Source organism: Pelagibacterium lentulum (genome assembly GCF_003992625.1).
Taxonomy (GTDB): Bacteria; Pseudomonadota; Alphaproteobacteria; order Rhizobiales; family Devosiaceae; genus Pelagibacterium; species Pelagibacterium lentulum.
In genome coordinates this window covers 55,341-72,841 of the sequence record NZ_RZMW01000042.1, presented here as the reverse complement: position 1 = coordinate 72,841, position 17,501 = coordinate 55,341, and the positions used below count along the sequence as shown (strand labels likewise).

Annotated in this window: 14 protein-coding genes; 13 read left to right on the top strand and 1 reads right to left on the bottom strand. The window is 56.6% G+C overall.

Going from position 1 to position 17,501, the window contains the following annotated elements; genetic code table 11:
* Nucleotides 1-102: 102 nt before the first annotated feature.
* The 10 genes from tolB (at nucleotide 103) to EO133_RS16285 (ending at nucleotide 13,066) form a co-directional block, all read left to right on the top strand.
* Nucleotides 103-1,416: a Tol-Pal system beta propeller repeat protein TolB gene (gene tolB / locus EO133_RS16330; protein ID WP_127073725.1), complete on the top strand. Its 1,314-nt coding sequence runs from the start codon at nucleotides 103-105 to the stop codon at nucleotides 1,414-1,416.
* Nucleotides 1,417-1,542: 126 nt separating this feature from the next.
* Nucleotides 1,543-2,703 (top strand): winged helix-turn-helix domain-containing protein, encoded by a 1,161-nt coding sequence (locus EO133_RS16325; RefSeq protein ID WP_127073724.1) that lies wholly within the window; start codon nucleotides 1,543-1,545, stop codon nucleotides 2,701-2,703.
* 185 nt (nucleotides 2,704-2,888) lie between these two features.
* On the top strand, nucleotides 2,889-3,380 hold the full coding sequence (pal, locus tag EO133_RS16320; protein WP_244640841.1) for a peptidoglycan-associated lipoprotein Pal: 492 nt from the start codon (nucleotides 2,889-2,891) through the stop codon (nucleotides 3,378-3,380).
* A 145-nt stretch (nucleotides 3,381-3,525) separates the two neighbouring features.
* A complete protein-coding gene (gene ybgF, locus EO133_RS16315; RefSeq protein WP_127073722.1) occupies nucleotides 3,526-4,494 on the top strand; it encodes a tol-pal system protein YbgF in 969 nt (322 codons plus the stop codon).
* A gap of 8 nt (nucleotides 4,495-4,502) precedes the next feature.
* Nucleotides 4,503-5,738, top strand: coding sequence for a tRNA lysidine(34) synthetase TilS (gene tilS / locus EO133_RS16310; protein WP_127073721.1), 1,236 nt, complete (start codon nucleotides 4,503-4,505; stop codon nucleotides 5,736-5,738).
* 131 nt (nucleotides 5,739-5,869) lie between these two features.
* On the top strand, nucleotides 5,870-7,801 hold the full coding sequence (ftsH, locus tag EO133_RS16305; protein WP_127073720.1) for an ATP-dependent zinc metalloprotease FtsH: 1,932 nt from the start codon (nucleotides 5,870-5,872) through the stop codon (nucleotides 7,799-7,801).
* 188 nt (nucleotides 7,802-7,989) lie between these two features.
* Entirely contained in the window at nucleotides 7,990-9,714 is a 1,725-nt protein-coding gene (locus EO133_RS16300; protein ID WP_127073719.1) for a methyl-accepting chemotaxis protein, read from the top strand.
* Between the two features lie 96 nt (nucleotides 9,715-9,810).
* Nucleotides 9,811-10,662, top strand: a complete 852-nt coding sequence (locus tag EO133_RS16295) for a class I SAM-dependent methyltransferase (RefSeq protein ID WP_127073718.1) — start codon at nucleotides 9,811-9,813, stop codon at nucleotides 10,660-10,662.
* A 120-nt stretch (nucleotides 10,663-10,782) separates the two neighbouring features.
* Entirely contained in the window at nucleotides 10,783-12,126 is a 1,344-nt protein-coding gene (gene glmM / locus EO133_RS16290; RefSeq protein WP_127073717.1) for a phosphoglucosamine mutase, read from the top strand.
* Nucleotides 12,127-12,310: 184 nt separating this feature from the next.
* Entirely contained in the window at nucleotides 12,311-13,066 is a 756-nt protein-coding gene (locus EO133_RS16285) for an outer membrane protein (protein WP_127073716.1), read from the top strand.
* Nucleotides 13,067-13,080: 14 nt separating this feature from the next.
* Here the strand turns inward: EO133_RS16285 and EO133_RS16280 are convergent, their stop codons facing one another.
* Nucleotides 13,081-14,286, bottom strand: a complete 1,206-nt coding sequence (locus tag EO133_RS16280) for a benzoate/H(+) symporter BenE family transporter (protein ID WP_127073828.1) — start codon at nucleotides 14,284-14,286, stop codon at nucleotides 13,081-13,083.
* A gap of 488 nt (nucleotides 14,287-14,774) precedes the next feature.
* Here EO133_RS16280 and EO133_RS16275 point away from each other — a divergent pair, with 488 nt between their 5' ends.
* The 3 genes from EO133_RS16275 to EO133_RS16270 all read left to right on the top strand — a co-directional run bounded on the left by EO133_RS16275 (nucleotide 14,775) and on the right by EO133_RS16270 (nucleotide 17,138).
* The gene (locus EO133_RS16275; RefSeq protein WP_164735054.1) at nucleotides 14,775-15,182 is read left to right on the top strand and encodes a DUF4168 domain-containing protein; all 408 of its coding nucleotides are present in this window, start codon (nucleotides 14,775-14,777) and stop codon (nucleotides 15,180-15,182) included.
* 60 nt (nucleotides 15,183-15,242) lie between these two features.
* The gene (locus EO133_RS20710; protein ID WP_280516135.1) at nucleotides 15,243-15,365 is read left to right on the top strand and encodes a hypothetical protein; all 123 of its coding nucleotides are present in this window, start codon (nucleotides 15,243-15,245) and stop codon (nucleotides 15,363-15,365) included.
* Between the two features lie 150 nt (nucleotides 15,366-15,515).
* A complete protein-coding gene (locus tag EO133_RS16270) occupies nucleotides 15,516-17,138 on the top strand; it encodes an ABC-F family ATP-binding cassette domain-containing protein (protein ID WP_127073714.1) in 1,623 nt (540 codons plus the stop codon).
* Nucleotides 17,139-17,501: the final 363 nt, after the last annotated feature.

The following is a 17,501-nucleotide window of genomic DNA, read 5'->3' as shown; positions in this document are numbered from 1 at the left end:
CAATCGATTTTCGGTCACGATTGGCGGGTAAGAGACCCAAACAATTATCGGCGTGACCAATCTGAGTAAGAAAGCCACGCGATTAACGGAGACACCAAAGAGATGACCATGTTGACCCGCAGAGCCGCTTTGCAACTGGGCCTGTCCGGCGCAGCCATGCTGGCCGCAACCGGTCCGGCATCGGCCCTTGTACAGATCACCGTTTCAGGCGGCAATTTCACGCCGCTGCCCATTGCCGTCCCCGACTTCGCGTCGCAGGATCCCAGCTTTGGGGCGGAGGTCGCTCAAGTGGTGCGCAATAACCTCGTCAGCTCCGGGCTTTTCCGGCTTGTCGATCCCGCTGGCTATCCCCAGCGTGTGGGCAATGCCAATGCTACCCCTGAATTTGCGGGCTGGCGCGGCACCGGCGCCGATGCGGTCGTTATGGGCGAGGTCAATCGCGGTGGCCAGATCCAATCCAGCCTGCGTGTGTGGGATACAACTGCGGGCCAGCAGGTTTCGGGCAAGTCCTATGGCGCAGATGCCAGCAATTGGCGCCGGATTGCCCATATGGCCTCCGACGCCATCTATACCGGCCTGACAGGGGAAACGGGATATTTCGATACCCGCGTTGTTTATGTTGCCGAAAGCGGGCCAAAGGCCAACCGTGTAAAGCGCCTGGCGATCATGGATCAGGACGGGCACAACAATCGCTACCTGACCGACGGCCGGCTTGCCGCGATTACCCCGCGCATTTCGCCGAACGGACAACTGGTTGCGTATATGACCTTTGATGGTCCCAACTCGTCGGGCATTTATCTGCTCAATCTGGCAACGGGCCAGACCCAAGCGATCGGCCGGTTCGGGCAGATGAGCTTTGCACCGCGCTTTTCTCCCGACAGCCGCCGGCTCGCCTTCTCGGTGACGCAGGGGGCCGCGACAAATCTTTACGCGCTCGATATTGGCGGGTCCCAGCCGGTTGCCTTGACCAATGGTTCAGCGATTGACACCTCCCCGTCCTATTCACCGGATGGTTCACGGGTGGTTTTTGAATCGGATCGCGGCGGTCGCCCCCAAATTTATGTGATGGGTGCCAATGGTGGAGGCGCCGAACGCATTTCCTATGGTGATGGATCGTACTCAACCCCGGTCTGGTCGCCCAAGGGCGATCTCATTGCATTTACACGCATGTCTGGTGGGCAGTTCTCCATTGGTGTCATGCGGCCCGATGGCAGTGGCGAGCGCATCCTTGCCACCAGCTATCACGCAGAAGGTCCCACATGGGCGCCAAACGGAAGCGTTCTGATGTTCTTCCGCGATCCAGGCGGCAATGACGGCCCACGTCTTTACGCTATTGACGTCTGGGGCCGCAACGAGCGTCGTATCCCAACTGAAGGCTTTGCGTCTGATCCGACATGGTCCCCGCTTCTGTCGTAACCTGCATAGCTTGATTGGCAAAAATATGCGTCGGGGCTGCTCAAAAGTGGCCCCGATTTTCTTGCGCTGCGATGAGAACATATATAGAACATTTGGTGGGTGCAGCACGAACGATATTGGGGGACTATGCAGGCGACAATTGCACAATTGCGGCGGCTGGTACTGGGACGGCAGGGACTGGCGTCGAAAAAGCTCTTCGGAACCGGGCTGACCGGAACGCGTAATGCCATTGAACATTTGGGCTATGTGCAGATCGACACCCTTGCGGTGGTTGCGCGCGCCCATCACCATGTTCTGTGGAACCGCGTGCCGGGCTATGAGACGGCGCATCTGAACGCGCTGACGCGCAAAAGACAGATTTTCGAATATTGGTTTCACGCGGCATCCTATCTGCCGATGCGCGACTATCGCTTCGCGCTGCCCCGCATGAACGCGATCCGCAGGGGTGAACATCGTTATCTGGCCGATACCGATACGCGCTTGATGGATGAGATTATGGCGCGTGTCCGAGCGGAGGGGCCCTTGCGGATACGCGATATCGAGACGGGCACCAAGAGCCAAAACGGAAGCTGGTGGAACTGGGGACCGGGGCGGCGTGCGCTCGACAAGTTGTTCATGCAAGGCGATTTGATGATCTCCGAACGCAATGGCATGGAGAAGGTTTATGATCTTGCCGAGCGTTGCTTGCCCGAGGGGGTCGATCTGAGTGAACCCACATTGAATGAGTACGCACAGTTTCTGTTCGATACCACGCGCAGGGCGCATGGGGTTTTTACTCTCAAGCAGCTTTTGCACTTGAAAACGGGTAAGCCCATCCGGGAGGCAATGCGCCAGATTGTCGATGCGCATGTTGCAGCCGGGGTAATCGAGCCGCTCGACTGCCTTGATGGGGTGACTGCGTATGTCGATGTCGAGGCGCTTGAAAGCGTGTCGCGCGTTCCGCGCCGCGCGCAGATTCTGTCGCCTTTTGACAATGCCGTGATCCACCGAGACCGGTTGAGCGCATTGTTCGACTTCGAGTATCGCCTCGAATGTTACGTTCCTGCACCCAAGCGGGTTTTTGGCTACTTTTGCCTGCCGATCCTTTATGGCGGCGATTTTGTCGGTCGGGCGGATTGCAAGGCGCACCGGGCGGAGGGGCGATTCGAGGTTTTGAGCCTGCATTTTGAGGCTGGCGTGAAAGACATTGAGAAGTTTTTGCCGGCGCTGAGAGACGAACTGCAGAGCTTTGCCGCGTTCAATGGCTGTGAGAGGCTCGATCTGAGCCGTATCGCCGAACAACCTTAGATGCAAACGAGCAACACTTGACATGTCCCGTATCGGGGCATGCCAAACAGGCCGGTTGGTGCCCCATTTGTGCCCGATTAAGCGCAGATTAACCCTAATAACACACCAGCGGTTAAGATAACGCGGTGTAAAAGGGTTCACTACAATTTTCCTTTTTTGGAGCTGATTTCGCTATGGGTTCGACTATGCCCCTTCTTCGCCTTGGCAAAGGCTTTCTGTTGGTGGCGCTGCTGGTCGTGGTGGCCGCGTGCGCGCGCACTCCATCCACCGGTGTTGGCAACCTTGAGCCCGGACAGGGCGGTATTGGCGGCGGAGCGCCCGGCAGCCAGCAAGAGTTCCTCGTTTCGGTCGGTGACCGTGTTTTCTTTGAAACCGATTCCTCGGTTCTGACATCGGAAGCACAGGCGACGCTCGACAAGCAGGCACAATGGCTGCAGCGTTATCCGCAATATCGCATCGTGATCGAAGGTCATGCGGACGAACGCGGCACCCGCGAATACAATATCGCCCTCGGTGCGCGCCGCGGAACAGCGGTTGTAAACTATCTCGTTTCGCGTGGCATTCCGGCAAATCGCATATCTTCGGTATCCTATGGCAAGGAGCGTCCGGTGGCCGTTTGTAACGATATCTCGTGCTGGTCACAAAACCGCCGTGGCGTCACAGTGCTGACAAACTAACCGGTCACAGACCTTTCCTGTTACTGGAGGCATAGCGCCGGGACCGCGTATCTGGTCCCGGCGCTTCTTTTTTGCCAAAATCGCGTTATAGAGGCATGTGATCTTGCGGCGCGGCTATCGCGACTGCAAAAAGGAGATTTCTACAGTGTCAAATAGTGCAGTTTCGGTTTTGGCCAATTGGCGGCGACCAGCCGCTGTCTTGGCGGCAGCGGGTGTTCTGTCCGTTGCGCTCGCCTTGCCCGGGCAAGGGCAAAGCAGCGATATCGCAGCGCTTCAGGTGCGCATCGACCAGCTTGAAGAGCAGGTGCGGATCTATACCGGCCAGATGGAAGGCATGCAATTTCAGCTTACCCAGTTGCAAACGCTGCTGGAGCGCATTCAGGAAGACAATGAGTACCGCTTTCAGCAGCTGGAGGGCGGAGGCCTGGGGGAAACTGAGGCGGTAACCTCAAACGGCGGCGCGATGCCGACCGAAGTGTTACCGCCTGAAACACAGTCTTCCGAACAGATTATGACCGGTCCGATTTCTTCCGGTGAGCCTGTGCTGGTTGGCGATGAAGATATTCTGGGTGAAGATACCTATATCGGCACAGACGATGATCTTTACGCAAGTCAGGTTTATGGCCCTGATGGCGTGGTCCTCGGGCCGCCGGAAGGCCCCCTCGGTTCCACTGCACCATCGACACCGCTAGACTTCAGCTTCGATCCTAATGGTGAAATGCCAAGTCAAGGCGATGCAAACGCCCAATATCAGGCCGGATACGAGGCGATCGTGCGCGGGGAGCGTGCTTTTGCCGAGGATCAGTTCCGCCAGTTCGTTGCCAGTTATCCCGATCATGGGCAAGCACCCGATGCTACCTACTGGCTCGGCGATTCCCTGATCGAGCGCGGTGCCTACGACGAAGCGGCGGACGTTTTGCTGACGGGTTTCGAGCGCTACCCGACCTCCACGCGCGCGCCCGATATTCTGCTCAAACTGGGCGTTGCGCTCCATGGTGCAGGCGAGTTCGATACGGCCTGCCGCACCTATGGTGAAGTTCTGCGACGCTATCCCGATTCCACGGAGGCCTTCCGTGACCGGGTGGTTGCAGAGCAGGTCCGGGCCGGGTGCTGACCCAAGACATGATTGTAAATCCTGCTGGCTTGTTCACGCCGGTTGCTGGAGAAAAAAAGCTCGGGCTCGCAGTATCTGGCGGGCCCGATTCACTTGCGCTGATGCTGCTTGCGGCGCGATGGACAAAGAGCGATCCGACTGGCCCTCAGCTTATCGTTTATACAGTCGATCATCGTCTGCGCCCCGAATCTGCGGCCGAAGCGGAAATGGTTGAAGGGTATGCGGCCAGCCTTGGGCTGGAAGCGCGCATTCTGCGCTGGGACGATCCCAAGCCTGAAGCCGGAATACAGGCAGCGGCGCGGCAAGTGCGCTACCGGCTGATGGGGGCGGCGATGGCGCATGATGATGTCAACATTCTGCTGACTGCTCATCACCGCGACGATCAGGCTGAAACCATCCTGATGCGCATGGCGCATGGCAGTGGGGTGGGCGGCCTTGCCGGAATGCGCAGATTTGCCGAGCCGGAGGGCGTTAGGGTGTTCAGGCCGCTGCTGGACCTTGAGGCTGCTCATCTGCGCAAGGCAGTTGAAGCCGCTGGCTGGGATGCGGCTACCGATCCTTCCAATGCGGACAGCGAATACGAGCGTGTACGCTGGCGCCAGGCCATGCCGGGCATGGCGGGGCTTGGATTGACGCAGGAGCGGCTGGCCACTCTTGCCGCCAGAATGGCAAGGATCGATGATCTCGCGGAACGGGAGACCAGCGCTTTATGGGCGTCCCATATACGTTGCGATGCATTTGGCGTTTTCTCGGTTTCCCGAAGCGTATTTGATGACGCTCACCCTGAAGTTGCAATGCGTGTGCTTTCGCGGGCGATCCAACATGGATCGGGACGTATGATGCGGTCGTTAGGTGCGATAGAGGATCTGGCGGGCCTTCTCGCGCAGCCGAGGTTTGCTCGTGTAACGCTTGGGGGGGCGGTTATTGAGGCGGATTGCAATCGGATTCTTGTTTATCGGGAAGTTGGGCGCATGGAGCCGGCTTCGACTGAGCTTCGACCCGGTCAAGCCATTGTCTGGGATCAGCGATTCCGAATTTGCGCCGATAGACCTGGGCTGAGCGTTGCACCAGCGTGTGATATGACACGGCGCGCTTTTAGGACTATACTCGGTTACGAGCCAGACGTTCCGGTCGCCGCGCTTCGCGCTGCGCCGCAAGTGGTTTCGGACGCGGGTGAAATTCAAGCTTTAGGCACAAAAACGCTCCGTGGTGGGATCGCACTTGCCCATCTTGCGTTAACCTGAAGCATTAAAAGTCCTCTATGCGGCCATTCGCGCGGGGCAGTGCCCTTGTATCGCCAGAATGACCGCCTTACATTCGGGGCACTTATTACGGCATGAGGGGGATGCTCCCGGGCCGATTCAGGACAGGATTAATGAACGGAAACTTTCGCAACTTCGCCATTTGGCTGGTCATATTGTTCTTGTTGATGGGGCTGTTCCAGGTCTTTCAAACATCGACCCGGACCGTTGCCACGACCACCAAGACCTATAGCCAGCTCATGTCGGACGTCGACAATGGCAGAGTTACGAGTGTTACCATTACCGATAATGTGGTTAGTGGCACGCTCACTGACGGAACACGGTTTGAAACCATCATTCCGAGTGGCACCGACGTGGTACCACGGCTGGAATCGCGCGGTGTCGAAATTGCCGCTCGCGCTCCTGAGTCCAGCCCCTTCTGGTCCATCCTGCTTTCAAGCTGGCTGCCCTTCATTGTGATCATCGCCGTCTGGTTCTTCTTTATCCGCCAGATGCAGGGCGGTGGCCGTGGCGGTGCCATGGGCTTTGGCAAGAGCCGGGCAAAGATGCTGACGGAAACCTCCGGCAAGGTGACTTTTGAAGACGTGGCCGGTGTTGAGGAAGCCAAGCAGGATCTCGAGGAAATCGTCGAGTTTCTGCGCGATCCAGGCAAATTTCAGCGTCTTGGCGGCCGCATTCCGCGCGGTGTGCTTCTGGTTGGACCTCCGGGTACGGGTAAGACATTGCTTGCGCGTTCGGTTGCGGGCGAGGCCAATGTGCCGTTCTTCACCATTTCGGGTTCGGACTTCGTTGAAATGTTTGTCGGTGTCGGTGCATCCCGTGTCCGCGACATGTTCGAGCAAGCGAAAAAGAACGCTCCCTGCATCATTTTCATCGACGAAATCGATGCTGTAGGCCGTCAGCGTGGCGCCGGCCTTGGTGGCGGCAATGACGAGCGTGAGCAGACTCTCAACCAGCTCCTTGTCGAGATGGACGGCTTTGAGGCCAATGAAGGCATCATCCTGATTGCAGCGACCAACCGTCCCGACGTTCTCGATCCCGCGCTTTTGCGTCCGGGCCGTTTCGACCGTCAGGTCGTGGTGCCCAACCCCGACGTTTCGGGCCGCGAGCGTATTCTCAAGGTCCATGTACGCAAGGTCCCTCTCGCTCCCGATGTGGATTTGAAGGTTCTTGCCCGAGGTACTCCCGGTTTCTCGGGTGCCGATCTGATGAACCTTGTCAACGAAGCAGCGCTTCTGGCTGCGCGGCGTAACAAGCGCTTTGTTACCCATGCTGAATTTGAAGATGCCAAGGACAAGATTCTCATGGGCGCGGAGCGGCGCACCATGGCAATGACCGATGACGAAAAGAAGCTGACGGCCTATCATGAAGCTGGCCACGCTTTGATCTCGCTGTTGAGCAAAGGCCTTGATCCCATCCATAAGGCTACGATCATCCCGCGCGGCCGTGCGTTGGGCATGGTGATCTCGCTGCCGGAAAAGGACAGCTACAGCTTCTCGCGTGAAAAAGCGGTTGCCCAATTGGCAATGCTGTTCGGCGGACGCGAGGCCGAAATCTATAAATTCGGTCCGGACAAAGTAACATCAGGCGCTTCGGGCGATATCCAGATGGCAACCAATCTGGCCCGCTCTATGGTCATGGAATGGGGCATGAGCGAAAAGCTCGGTCGTGTACGCTACAAGTCCAACGATCAGGAAGTGTTCCTTGGACACTCGGTCACTCAGTCCCAGCATATGTCGGATGAGACAGCCAAGTTGATCGACGAGGAAGTACGCAAACTGATCGAGGACGGTGAATTGGCCGCCCGAACCTTGATCACGGAGAATGTCGACAAGTTCGAGGCGATTGCTCAGGCTTTGCTCGAATATGAAACGCTGACAGGTGATGAGTTGCGTGCGCTCATGGACGGTAAGCAGCCTGTTCGGGATGCCGACGTTGACAACACGCCAAAAAGTACCGGCGTTCCCAAGGCCGGCAAGTTGAAGAAAAAAAGCGATGATGCGGGAGAGCCCGATGCAGGCATGGAGCCACAGCCGGGCACCTGAGCGCACTGCTTTTGCACACTTAAAAAGGGCTGCGGTTTGCAGCCCTTTTTTATTGTTCTTGTCAGGGGTTTGTTGAGGGTTCCGGTACGCAGAATCGCTTAATCTGGTTGTGTAGTACAGTTTAACCAAGGGTTATTATTCTTCACTCCTATTTTGTAATTTGCATACATTCGGAGCGGGGCCGAAGAATGCTTGATACTTTTTTTGCGAATTCAGCGGGGGCGCTTGCGGCGTCCAAAATTGACGCTATCAACCGCTCGCAGGCGGTTATTGAATTTAATCTCGATGGTACAATTCGCACGGCGAATGCCAATTTCCTCGCCGCGACCGGGTATGAACTCGAAGAGATCGTGGGGCAGCATCATTCGATGTTCGTTGAGCCGGATCATGCCCGAAGTGAGGCCTATCGCGACTTCTGGCATAGGCTGGGACAAGGCGAGTTTGTGGCTGGAGAATTCAAGCGCGTTGCCAAGGGCGGACGCGAGATCTGGATTCAGGCCAGTTACAACCCATTGTTGGACGGCGGTGGAAAGCCCATAAGTGTCATCAAGTTTGCGGCCGATATAACCCAACAGAAGTTGAGAGCGATCAGTCACGGGGCGCAGGTCGACGCCATCAGCCGCTCTCAGGCCGTCATCGAATTCAATCTTGACGGCACGATTCTGACAGCGAACGAAAATTTTCTTTCTGCGCTTGGCTATCGCCACGATGAGATCGTAGGGCAGCACCATGCGATGTTCTGCGCGCCCGAATATGCCAAGAGCGTCGAGTATAAGACGTTCTGGGAAACTTTGCAGCGCGGGGACTTCGTTGCAGGCGAGTTCAAACGCGTTGGACGAGATGGCAAGGATATCTGGATTCAGGCCAGCTACAATCCGGTATTCGATCCCCAGGGCGTGCCGATCAAGGTTATCAAGTTTGCAACAGATGTTACCGAACGCAAACGCGCTGAAGCGATCATCGATCTCATGGTCGAAAGTCTTGAGCGCATGGCCAGCGGAGATCTCACCGGCCACATCGAGCAAAAATTTGCCGGCCGGTATGAGGCTCTTAGGTTGGCCTATAACAAATCGCTCGACCAACTCATCGCAATCGTTATGCGTCTGCGATCAACGTCGCGATCGGTGAAGGCCGCAACTGGGGAACTGCTTTCTGGCGCTAACGATCTGTCCGGGCGCACGACCCGGCAGGCCGGAACGATAGAAGAAACCTCGGCCACGATGGAGCAATTGGCTGGCGCGGTCGTTGCCAGTGCCAAGGACGCGAACGAGGCGGCCACCAATGTGCATCGGCTTGCGCTAGGCGCTAAAGAAGGTGGCGCGGTAATGGACGATGCGACGGTGGCCATGGAGCGGATCTCGACATCCTCGGCCAAGATCTCATCAATCATCGGCATGATTGACGACATAGCATTTCAGACCAATCTTTTGGCACTCAATGCCTCTGTGGAGGCCGCGCGGGCAGGCGAGGCGGGTAAGGGATTTGCCGTCGTCGCGATCGAAGTCCGGCGGTTGGCGCAATCGGCAGCCGAAGCTTCCGCTGAGGTCAAAGCGCTTATTGAAGCAAGCGCGAGCGAGGTCAGTGGTGGCGCAAAGCTCGTCGAGCAGGCAGCCGGAAAGTTGATGGAACTTTTACAAGGTGCTCAGCAAAGTTCAGTTCTGGTCGAGGCAATTGCAAAGGCCAGCCAAGAACAGTCCGCAGCGATCGAAGAGATCAACGCAGCGGTCCGGCAACTCGATGAAATGACCCAGCACAATGCTGCCCTGGTTGAAGAGACCAACGCGGCTGTCGAGCAAACAGAGGAGCAGGCCAGCGAGTTGGATCGAATTGTAAATGTGTTCCGGTTCGAGGAAACCGGTTCTGGGACACGAAATGAACTGGACGTTTTTGAGCGTCTGGCGGTCAGTGCCTGATCGCGCCCAGGAACTGCATTGACGAAGGTTTTTCCGGTTTGCCTTGCTTTGGCACGTTTGCTTGCTTAGGCAGGTCCTGCAAACGGGAGTCTACGCTTGGCGAAAAAGATCGATACAAAAACCGAAAGTCTTGATGTCTATGTCTATGTAGCCAAGACTTTTGCCGATAGTCCTTGGCTACACTACGGATTATGGGAGCCGGGCGAGAATCCCAATATTCCGCAATTGCGCATGGCGCAGGAGCGCTATGTCGACAAGCTACTGGCGTTGCTGCCCCAACCACCTTGCCGGATAATCGATATTGGCGGGGGTACGGGCGAGATGGCGCGCCTTCTTTTGTCCAAGGGCTATCAAGCCGATATGTTGACGCCCAGCGTATTGCAGGCGGAAATCGCTCGGGAAAAACTTGGCAACAACGGGCAAGTCTTTGAATGCAAGTTCGAAGCGTTCGAGGGCACCGGGCCCTATGACGTCTGCATGTTTTCGGAGAGCTTTCAATATGTGGAACTCGACGTGGCTTTGAAAAAGCTCGATTCAATTCTGGGCTTGGGCGGCAGGATTGTAATTGCCGACTGCTTTCGGACCGATGGCTATCAGGGAGATCGTCAGCCCGGTGGTGGGCATCGGTTCTCCGTATTTTCTGAAATGATCGCGGATTACGGCTTCCGGATCGTTGAAGACCACGATGTTACAGAAGCGGCTGCGCAATCGATGGCGATAGATCAGAAGTTTTATCGTGGCTTTGCAGCGCCGGCCATTGAGCAGGTGCGTGGCCTGTTGCAAACAAAGCGGCCGGTTCTCTATTGGTTCGCCAAACAGGCCTACAAACTTTTCGTGCCAAAAGATGAACGCGAAAATATCGTGGCGCGATTGAAGGCCGACTACCGCTCGCCTGAGGCCTTTGCCAGAGTGAATACCTACCGTTTTCTGACACTTGAGCGGATTTAGCTTAAAAGATTTGCTGCCGAAGTTTACCGCTTCAAGGCAACAAACTTTTTTTGTGCCGTGCTTATGCCTATAATGGGGCGCACGGTGCGCACGAGAATTAACCTAGGGCACGACACAAGCATGGCACGAAAGTATTTTGGGACCGACGGTATCCGGGGGCTCGCCAATGGTAAGAAACTCACGCCGGATCTTGCGCTCAAAGTCGGCATGGCCACGGGCCTTGCATTCCGGCGCGGGGACTATACCCATCGTGTGGTGATCGGCAAGGATACGCGTCGCTCAGGGTACATGATCGAGAATGCCTTGACTGCAGGCTTTACGGCGGTGGGCATGGAAGTGTTGTTGCTTGGACCGATGCCAACACCGGCTGTCGCGATGCTGACGCGCTCCTTGCGCGCCGATATCGGGGTGATGATCTCGGCTTCGCATAATCCGTTCGACGACAATGGCATCAAGCTGTTCCGGCCCGATGGCTATAAGCTGTCGGACAGTTTCGAGCAGGAAATTGAAAAGCTCATCGATTCCGATCTGACCTCGCGGCTTTCGCAGGGCGAGAAAATCGGTCGTGCCAAGCGCATCGACGAAGCGCGGACACGCTATGTCGAATATGTAAAACGCACCCTGTCGCGCGATATAGACTTTACCGGGCTGCGTGTGGTCGTCGATTGTGCAAATGGGGCAGCCTACAAGACAGCACCGGAAGTGCTGTGGGAGTTGGGCGCCGAGGTCATCCCGATTGCTGTTGCGCCCGACGGTTTCAACATCAATCTCGATTGCGGCTCGACAGCACCGCAGGCACTGATCGATAAGGTCAAGGAAACGCGCGCCGATATCGGCATTGCCCTCGATGGCGATGCCGATCGCGTTCTTATCGTCGACGAGAAAGGCGAGAAGGTCGACGGGGACCAACTGATGGCGGTTATCGCCAATGCCTGGCACAGCCGGGGCACGCTGCGCGGCAATGGCATTGTTGCAACCATCATGTCCAACCTTGGGTTGCAGCGCTATATTGAAACGCTCGGGCTGAAATTGGAACGGACCGGTGTTGGCGATCGCTACGTACTCGAAGCCATGCGCAGCAAAGGGTTCAATGTCGGCGGCGAGCAATCCGGCCATATCATCCTTTCCGATTATACAACGACCGGCGATGGTCTGGTTGCCGCCCTGCAATTGCTTTCCGTGGTCAAGCAGGAGGGACGTCCGGTTTCCGAAGTGTGCCACAAGTTCGAGCCGGTTCCGCAACTGCTGCACAATGTTCGCTATCAACGCGGCAAGCCGCTCGAGGACAAGGTGATCAAGCAACTGATCGCCGATTCCGAATTGCGGCTGGGCAAAGCCGGGCGTCTGGTCATTCGCGAATCCGGCACCGAGCCGGTCATTCGGGTGATGGGCGAAGGCGATGATGCCGTTCTGGTCAACCAGGTGGTGCAGGAAATCGCAACGGCCATCGGCAAGGTAGCCTGACGCCGATTGTTGTCTTTTTTCATATTTGATTAAGATATGGGGCGGTGCTGCATAAGCATCCACCCCATTTTTCTGACAACTTTCTCTTCCTCATGCTTAAAAACTACGGTTAATCGCGCTTTAAGAAAATTGAACTATGTTTCTGCGCAGTTGAATTACTTCGATCTGTGCAGGGGTGTTTTTTATGCGCAAACTGGTCGCATGTTCCGTCTTTGGCCTAGCGGCGGTGTTTGCCGGTTCGGCTCTAGCCGCGGATCCAATCCAATATAATTATCCGGTCTATAAGGACTATGTTCCGCCCTACGTGCCGGACGTCGATTATGGGCTGAAGGGGTCGTTCTATCTGCGCGGCTCGGTCGGCGGCAATCTGGGTTGGGCCAAAGAGGTTAACCATCCTGATTTTGATCCAGCCCCATTTCCCGTCAATGAATTTGGCTATGGCTACAGCGCCGGTGTTGGCGCGGGTTATGAAACCGGTGATGGCTTTCGTTTTGACGTAACCGTTGACTACCTGCAAAACCGAGGCATGGCGATCAATGTACCTAACGCCGGAGCAACGTGGGCTGCCGGCGACTACTCCCTTAACCTGCGCTCTACCATTGCGTTGGCCAATGCCTATTACGATTTCGGACTCGGTGACCTTGGCCTTTCTGCTGCTGGTGGCATGTTCGGGTATCTCGGTGTTGGCGCGGGTGTTGCCTTCAACGATATGGACACTAGCGAGCCCGGCGGCGTAACGGGACCTAGAGGCTCCAACACCAGTTTCGCTGCAGCAGGTATGGCCGGTGTCGGATATGACTTCGGCTCGGTTGTTGCCGATCTCGGCTATCGTGGTCTTTATATTAACAAAATTGAGAACACGAGCGCACCGCATAACTATTCCATCGATCATGCGCTGATCCATGAAGTGCGAGCCACGTTGCGGTATCGCTTCAATTAGGCACATTGCCGGTATTATGATTTGGCAAGCGGCGTCCCGGTATCGGGGCGCCGCTTTTGCATGATAAGCATCAGAACCCCTCCTGCAATCAGTCCCCAAAAGGCTGCGCCAATGCCAAGCACCGTGACGCCGGATGCCGCGGTCACAAAGGTCACGATTGCCGGTATTCGGTTATCCTCATCTGCCATCGCGCCCATCAATGCGCCTGCGAGGCTGCTCATCAATGCCAGTCCGGCAACAGCTTCGATGAGAATTGGCGGCGCGGCAGCGACAAATGCCGCGGCAAGACCAGCGCACAGGGCGAGGGCAATATAAAAGAGCCCGCCTGCTACCGCTGCGATATAGCGCTTCTTCGTATCTGGGTGTGCCTCGGGCCCGGCGCAGAGTGCAGCGGTGATCGCCGCAAGGTTGATCATCTGGCCACCGAGAAAGGCAATTGCGCCGCTCAGTGCGCCAGTCGACACGAAAATCGGTCGCAGATCTGGATTGTAGCCGTTCGTGCGCAGAACGGCGAGGCCAGGTATGTTTTGCGATGCCATAGTTACGATAAAGAGCGGGACAGCTATTCCGATCATTGCATCGAAACTGAATGCGGGGATAACCCATATCGGTTGCGGCCAGATATTGCCCAAGGCGCCCTGAGGAAGGGGTGTCGCGATGAAAACGCAAATTGCCGTGACCATGACCGCGATCGGGACGGCCCAAACTCTGGCAAACCTTAAGGCAAGCGCCCATGATAATACGATTGGCAGGGCCAATAACGGCAATTCTCCCATTGCACGCACAGGCGCCAGGCAAAGGTTGAACAGCACACCGGCCAGCATTGCGCCTGCAAGTGGCATGGGAATAGCGGCAACGGCTCGCCCGAAAGGCCGCCACAATCCGGCGACGACGACCAGTATGCCGGCAATCATAAAGGCTCCAACAGCAACGGGAAAACCGCCCTCGATCGCACCAGTTGAAATCAGGAGCGCAGCACCGGGGGTCGACCACGCTATGGCAATCGGCATTCGTGTCAAAAGGCTCAAGGCGATGCCAAGCGCTCCCATAGCAAACGTAAGGGCGAAAAGTCCCGATGCTGCCTGTTCCGGCGTTGCCCCCACTGCGGCAAAGCCTTGCAGCACGATGGCAAATGAGGAGGCAAAGCCAACAATTGCGGCAAGGATCCCTGCAAAAATCGGCTGAATGAGCGTGGCTTTCGGTGAATCGGGCAAGGGCATTTCGGCGCAATCGCTTGAAAATTCGGTCACAAAGGTTGTGACCGGGGGCGAATGTAAGTGTCAACCGGGTTCCCAGAACGCTGGCGGCGAAAAAAAGCCCATTGCACCTGGTAAGTATATGATTAGAAAAATCATCTATATGTATTGTTTGTGAGACAATTATTCACAATCCTGTGATGAAAAATATTGTTTTCGCACTTCCGCAATAATCTAAGGTCAAAAGTTCTAATAAAAACCACATTCTGGCGTGATCCAGGATGTTTTGTTTATGTCAAAATCTCGACATATTCTGAAATGAGATTGGATCGACTTTGAATTTTTAAAGTTCTTTGCGGAAACGCACTGGGCGATGGAACAAAATTCAAGGCTCTGGATTAACAAATTTGTGCAGGGCGGCGTCAGCTGAGCCGCTGGGCACAGTTAAAAAGCTCCAGAAAATGTTCGTCTCCGCGAGGCGTTCCCAACCCGTTCTTGGAAAAGGAACCCAAATGACACTTCGACGCACAGCACTTTCGCTCCTTGCTGGTACAGCGCTTTTGGCAAGCGGCAGCCTTGTTGCTCTCGCTCAGGAAAATACCGCACCGCCGCCTGCGCCGGCAGATCCGATGATGACCGCGCCTATGATGGATTTTTCCGATTCGCAATTGCAGGCTTTTGCCGTTGCCTATGTGCAGGTCAATGAGATCGGCATGGAATATGACCAGCAGATGCAGGCAGCTCAAAACGATGAAGAGCTGATGGAACTGCAAATGCAGGCCCAGATGGAAATGACAGAAGTTGTGGAAGCCACTGACGGCCTGACAGTGGAAGAATACAATATGATTTTCACCGCCGCCCAGACAGATCCGGAACTCGGAGGGCAGGTTCAGACTTATATAGATGCACAGCTCCAGTGATCGCCCGGCTTTGACGGTCTGGCAGTTTGTTTGTGACAAGAAATAAAGGAGATCATTTCGATGAAGAAGATTCTTGTGCTTTTTGCTTTTCCGGTCCTCATGGCGCTTGCAGCTTGCGACATGCCTCCCCCGGAAGATGGCGGTGTTCCGCCGGCAGATCCGATGATGTCGGCACCGCTTTAAGGTGGTCAATCGAGGCGCTCCAAATGGGGCGCCTCTTTTTTTGCGCGTTTGCCCTGTTGCACTTGCCGCGCTGAAATGATTTACGGCTGACATTACGTTCCGGCCGCTCCGCAGTGGGGCGGCTTTTAAATTGTGCAGGGCAGCGCTTTCATGATCCGGCTGGAAAATATCGGCAAACAGAACGGCAGGCAGATCGTCTTCATCGAGGCCTCGGCGGCGCTCCAGAAGGGCGAAAAGATCGGCCTTGTCGGACCCAATGGCGCAGGCAAGACGACGCTTTTCCGCATGATTACCGGTGAGGAAGCGCCCGACGAGGGCCAGGTCAGTGTCGATAGGGGCACGACGATCGGCTATTTCTCCCAGGATGTGGGCGAAATGGCCGGGCGGTCGGTGGTTGCCGAGGTGATGGACGGAGCCGGACCGGTTGCCGCGCTTATCGCCGAGATGCGGCAACTCGAAGCCGATATGGGCGATCCCGACAAGGCTGACGAGATGGACGCGATCATCGCGCGTTATGGCGAGGTGACTGAGCAGTTCGAGGAACTCGATGGCTATGCGCTGGATGGCCGGTCGCGCGAAGTGCTGGACGGGCTGGGATTTAGCCAAGCCATGATGGATGGCGATGTGGGCGCGTTGTCGGGCGGCTGGAAGATGCGCGTGGCGCTGGCAAAAATCCTGCTCGCCCGCCCGGACGTTCTGCTGCTTGACGAGCCTTCGAACCACCTCGATCTTGAAAGCCTGATCTGGCTCGAAGATTTTCTGAAAAATTTCTCCGGCGCATTGCTGATGACTTCGCACGACCGGGCCTTCATGAATCGCGTGGTCAACAAGATCATCGAGATCGATGCGGGCAGTCTCACCTCCTATAGCGGCGATTACGAGTTCTATCAGGCACAACGCGCTATTGCCGACAAGAACCAGCAGGCCCAGTTCGAGCGCCAGCAGGCCATGCTGGCCAAGGAAATCCAGTTCATCGAGCGGTTCAAGGCGCGTGCGTCTCATGCGGCGCAAGTGCAGAGCCGGGTGAAAAAGCTCGATAAGATCGACCGGGTTGAGCCGCCCAAGCGCGCCCAGCGGGTCGTGTTCGAGTTCCGGCCTGCGCCGCGTTCGGGCGAGGATGTGGCGGTGCTCAAGGATATTTCAAAGGCGTATGGCGAGAAGGTCATTTATGACGGGCTCGATTTCCATGTGCGCCGCAAAGAGCGCTGGGCGATCATGGGGGTGAACGGGGCTGGCAAATCAACGCTCCTCAAGCTGGTGACGGGGGCCGCCGAGCCCGATACGGGCAGCGTTGCGCGCGGCCCCAGCGTCAAGATGGCCTATTTCGCCCAGCATGCCATGGACCGGCTGGACGGGGATTTGTCGGTCTTTGACATGCTGCAATCTGAATTCCCGCAGGCAGGACAAGCCTCGCTGCGAGCGCTTGCCGGGTGTTTCGGGTTTCCCGGCGATGAGATCGAAAAGAAGTGCCGGGTGCTTTCGGGCGGGGAAAAGGCGCGGCTGGTCATGGCCATGATGCTGTTCGATCCCCCCAATTTCCTCGTGCTGGACGAGCCCACCAACCATCTCGACATCGCGACCAAGGAAATGCTGATCGAGGCCTTGGCCAATTACGAAGGCACGATGCTGTTTGTCAGCCACGACCGGCATTTCCTTTCCGAGCTTTCCAACCGCGTTCTCGAAATCGGTCCCGATGGTATCCGCGCTTTTGGCGGCGGGTATAAGGACTATGTGCAAAGCACCGGGCAGGAGGCGCCGGGCCTGCGGCATTAGTTTTGGTTCGCGGGGATTTTTTTGTCTCACGGGGCGTACCGCTTCGCTTGTTTATCTGCCTCACGCGGGTTTTCTTTGCCTCACGGGCCGCACCGCTTCGCGCATGACGGCGCTAGGACCGCGCCTATGCGCTGCGCTGGCCCTCCGGCTGGGCGCGCGAAACGTCGCGCGAGGTCCTCACCTACGGTTCGTCCAATACGGGCAATTCCCAAGTCACCACGCGAGCTTGTTCTGTCTCACGGCGCGCACCACTGCGGGCATGACGCTCGTCGCTATGCCCATCGTAGCGCCTGCGACGGCGCGGCACAAAAGTGCGCCGGGGTCGTCACTCCGTTCCTCCGTGTGCGAGCCTGAGAGGCTTCA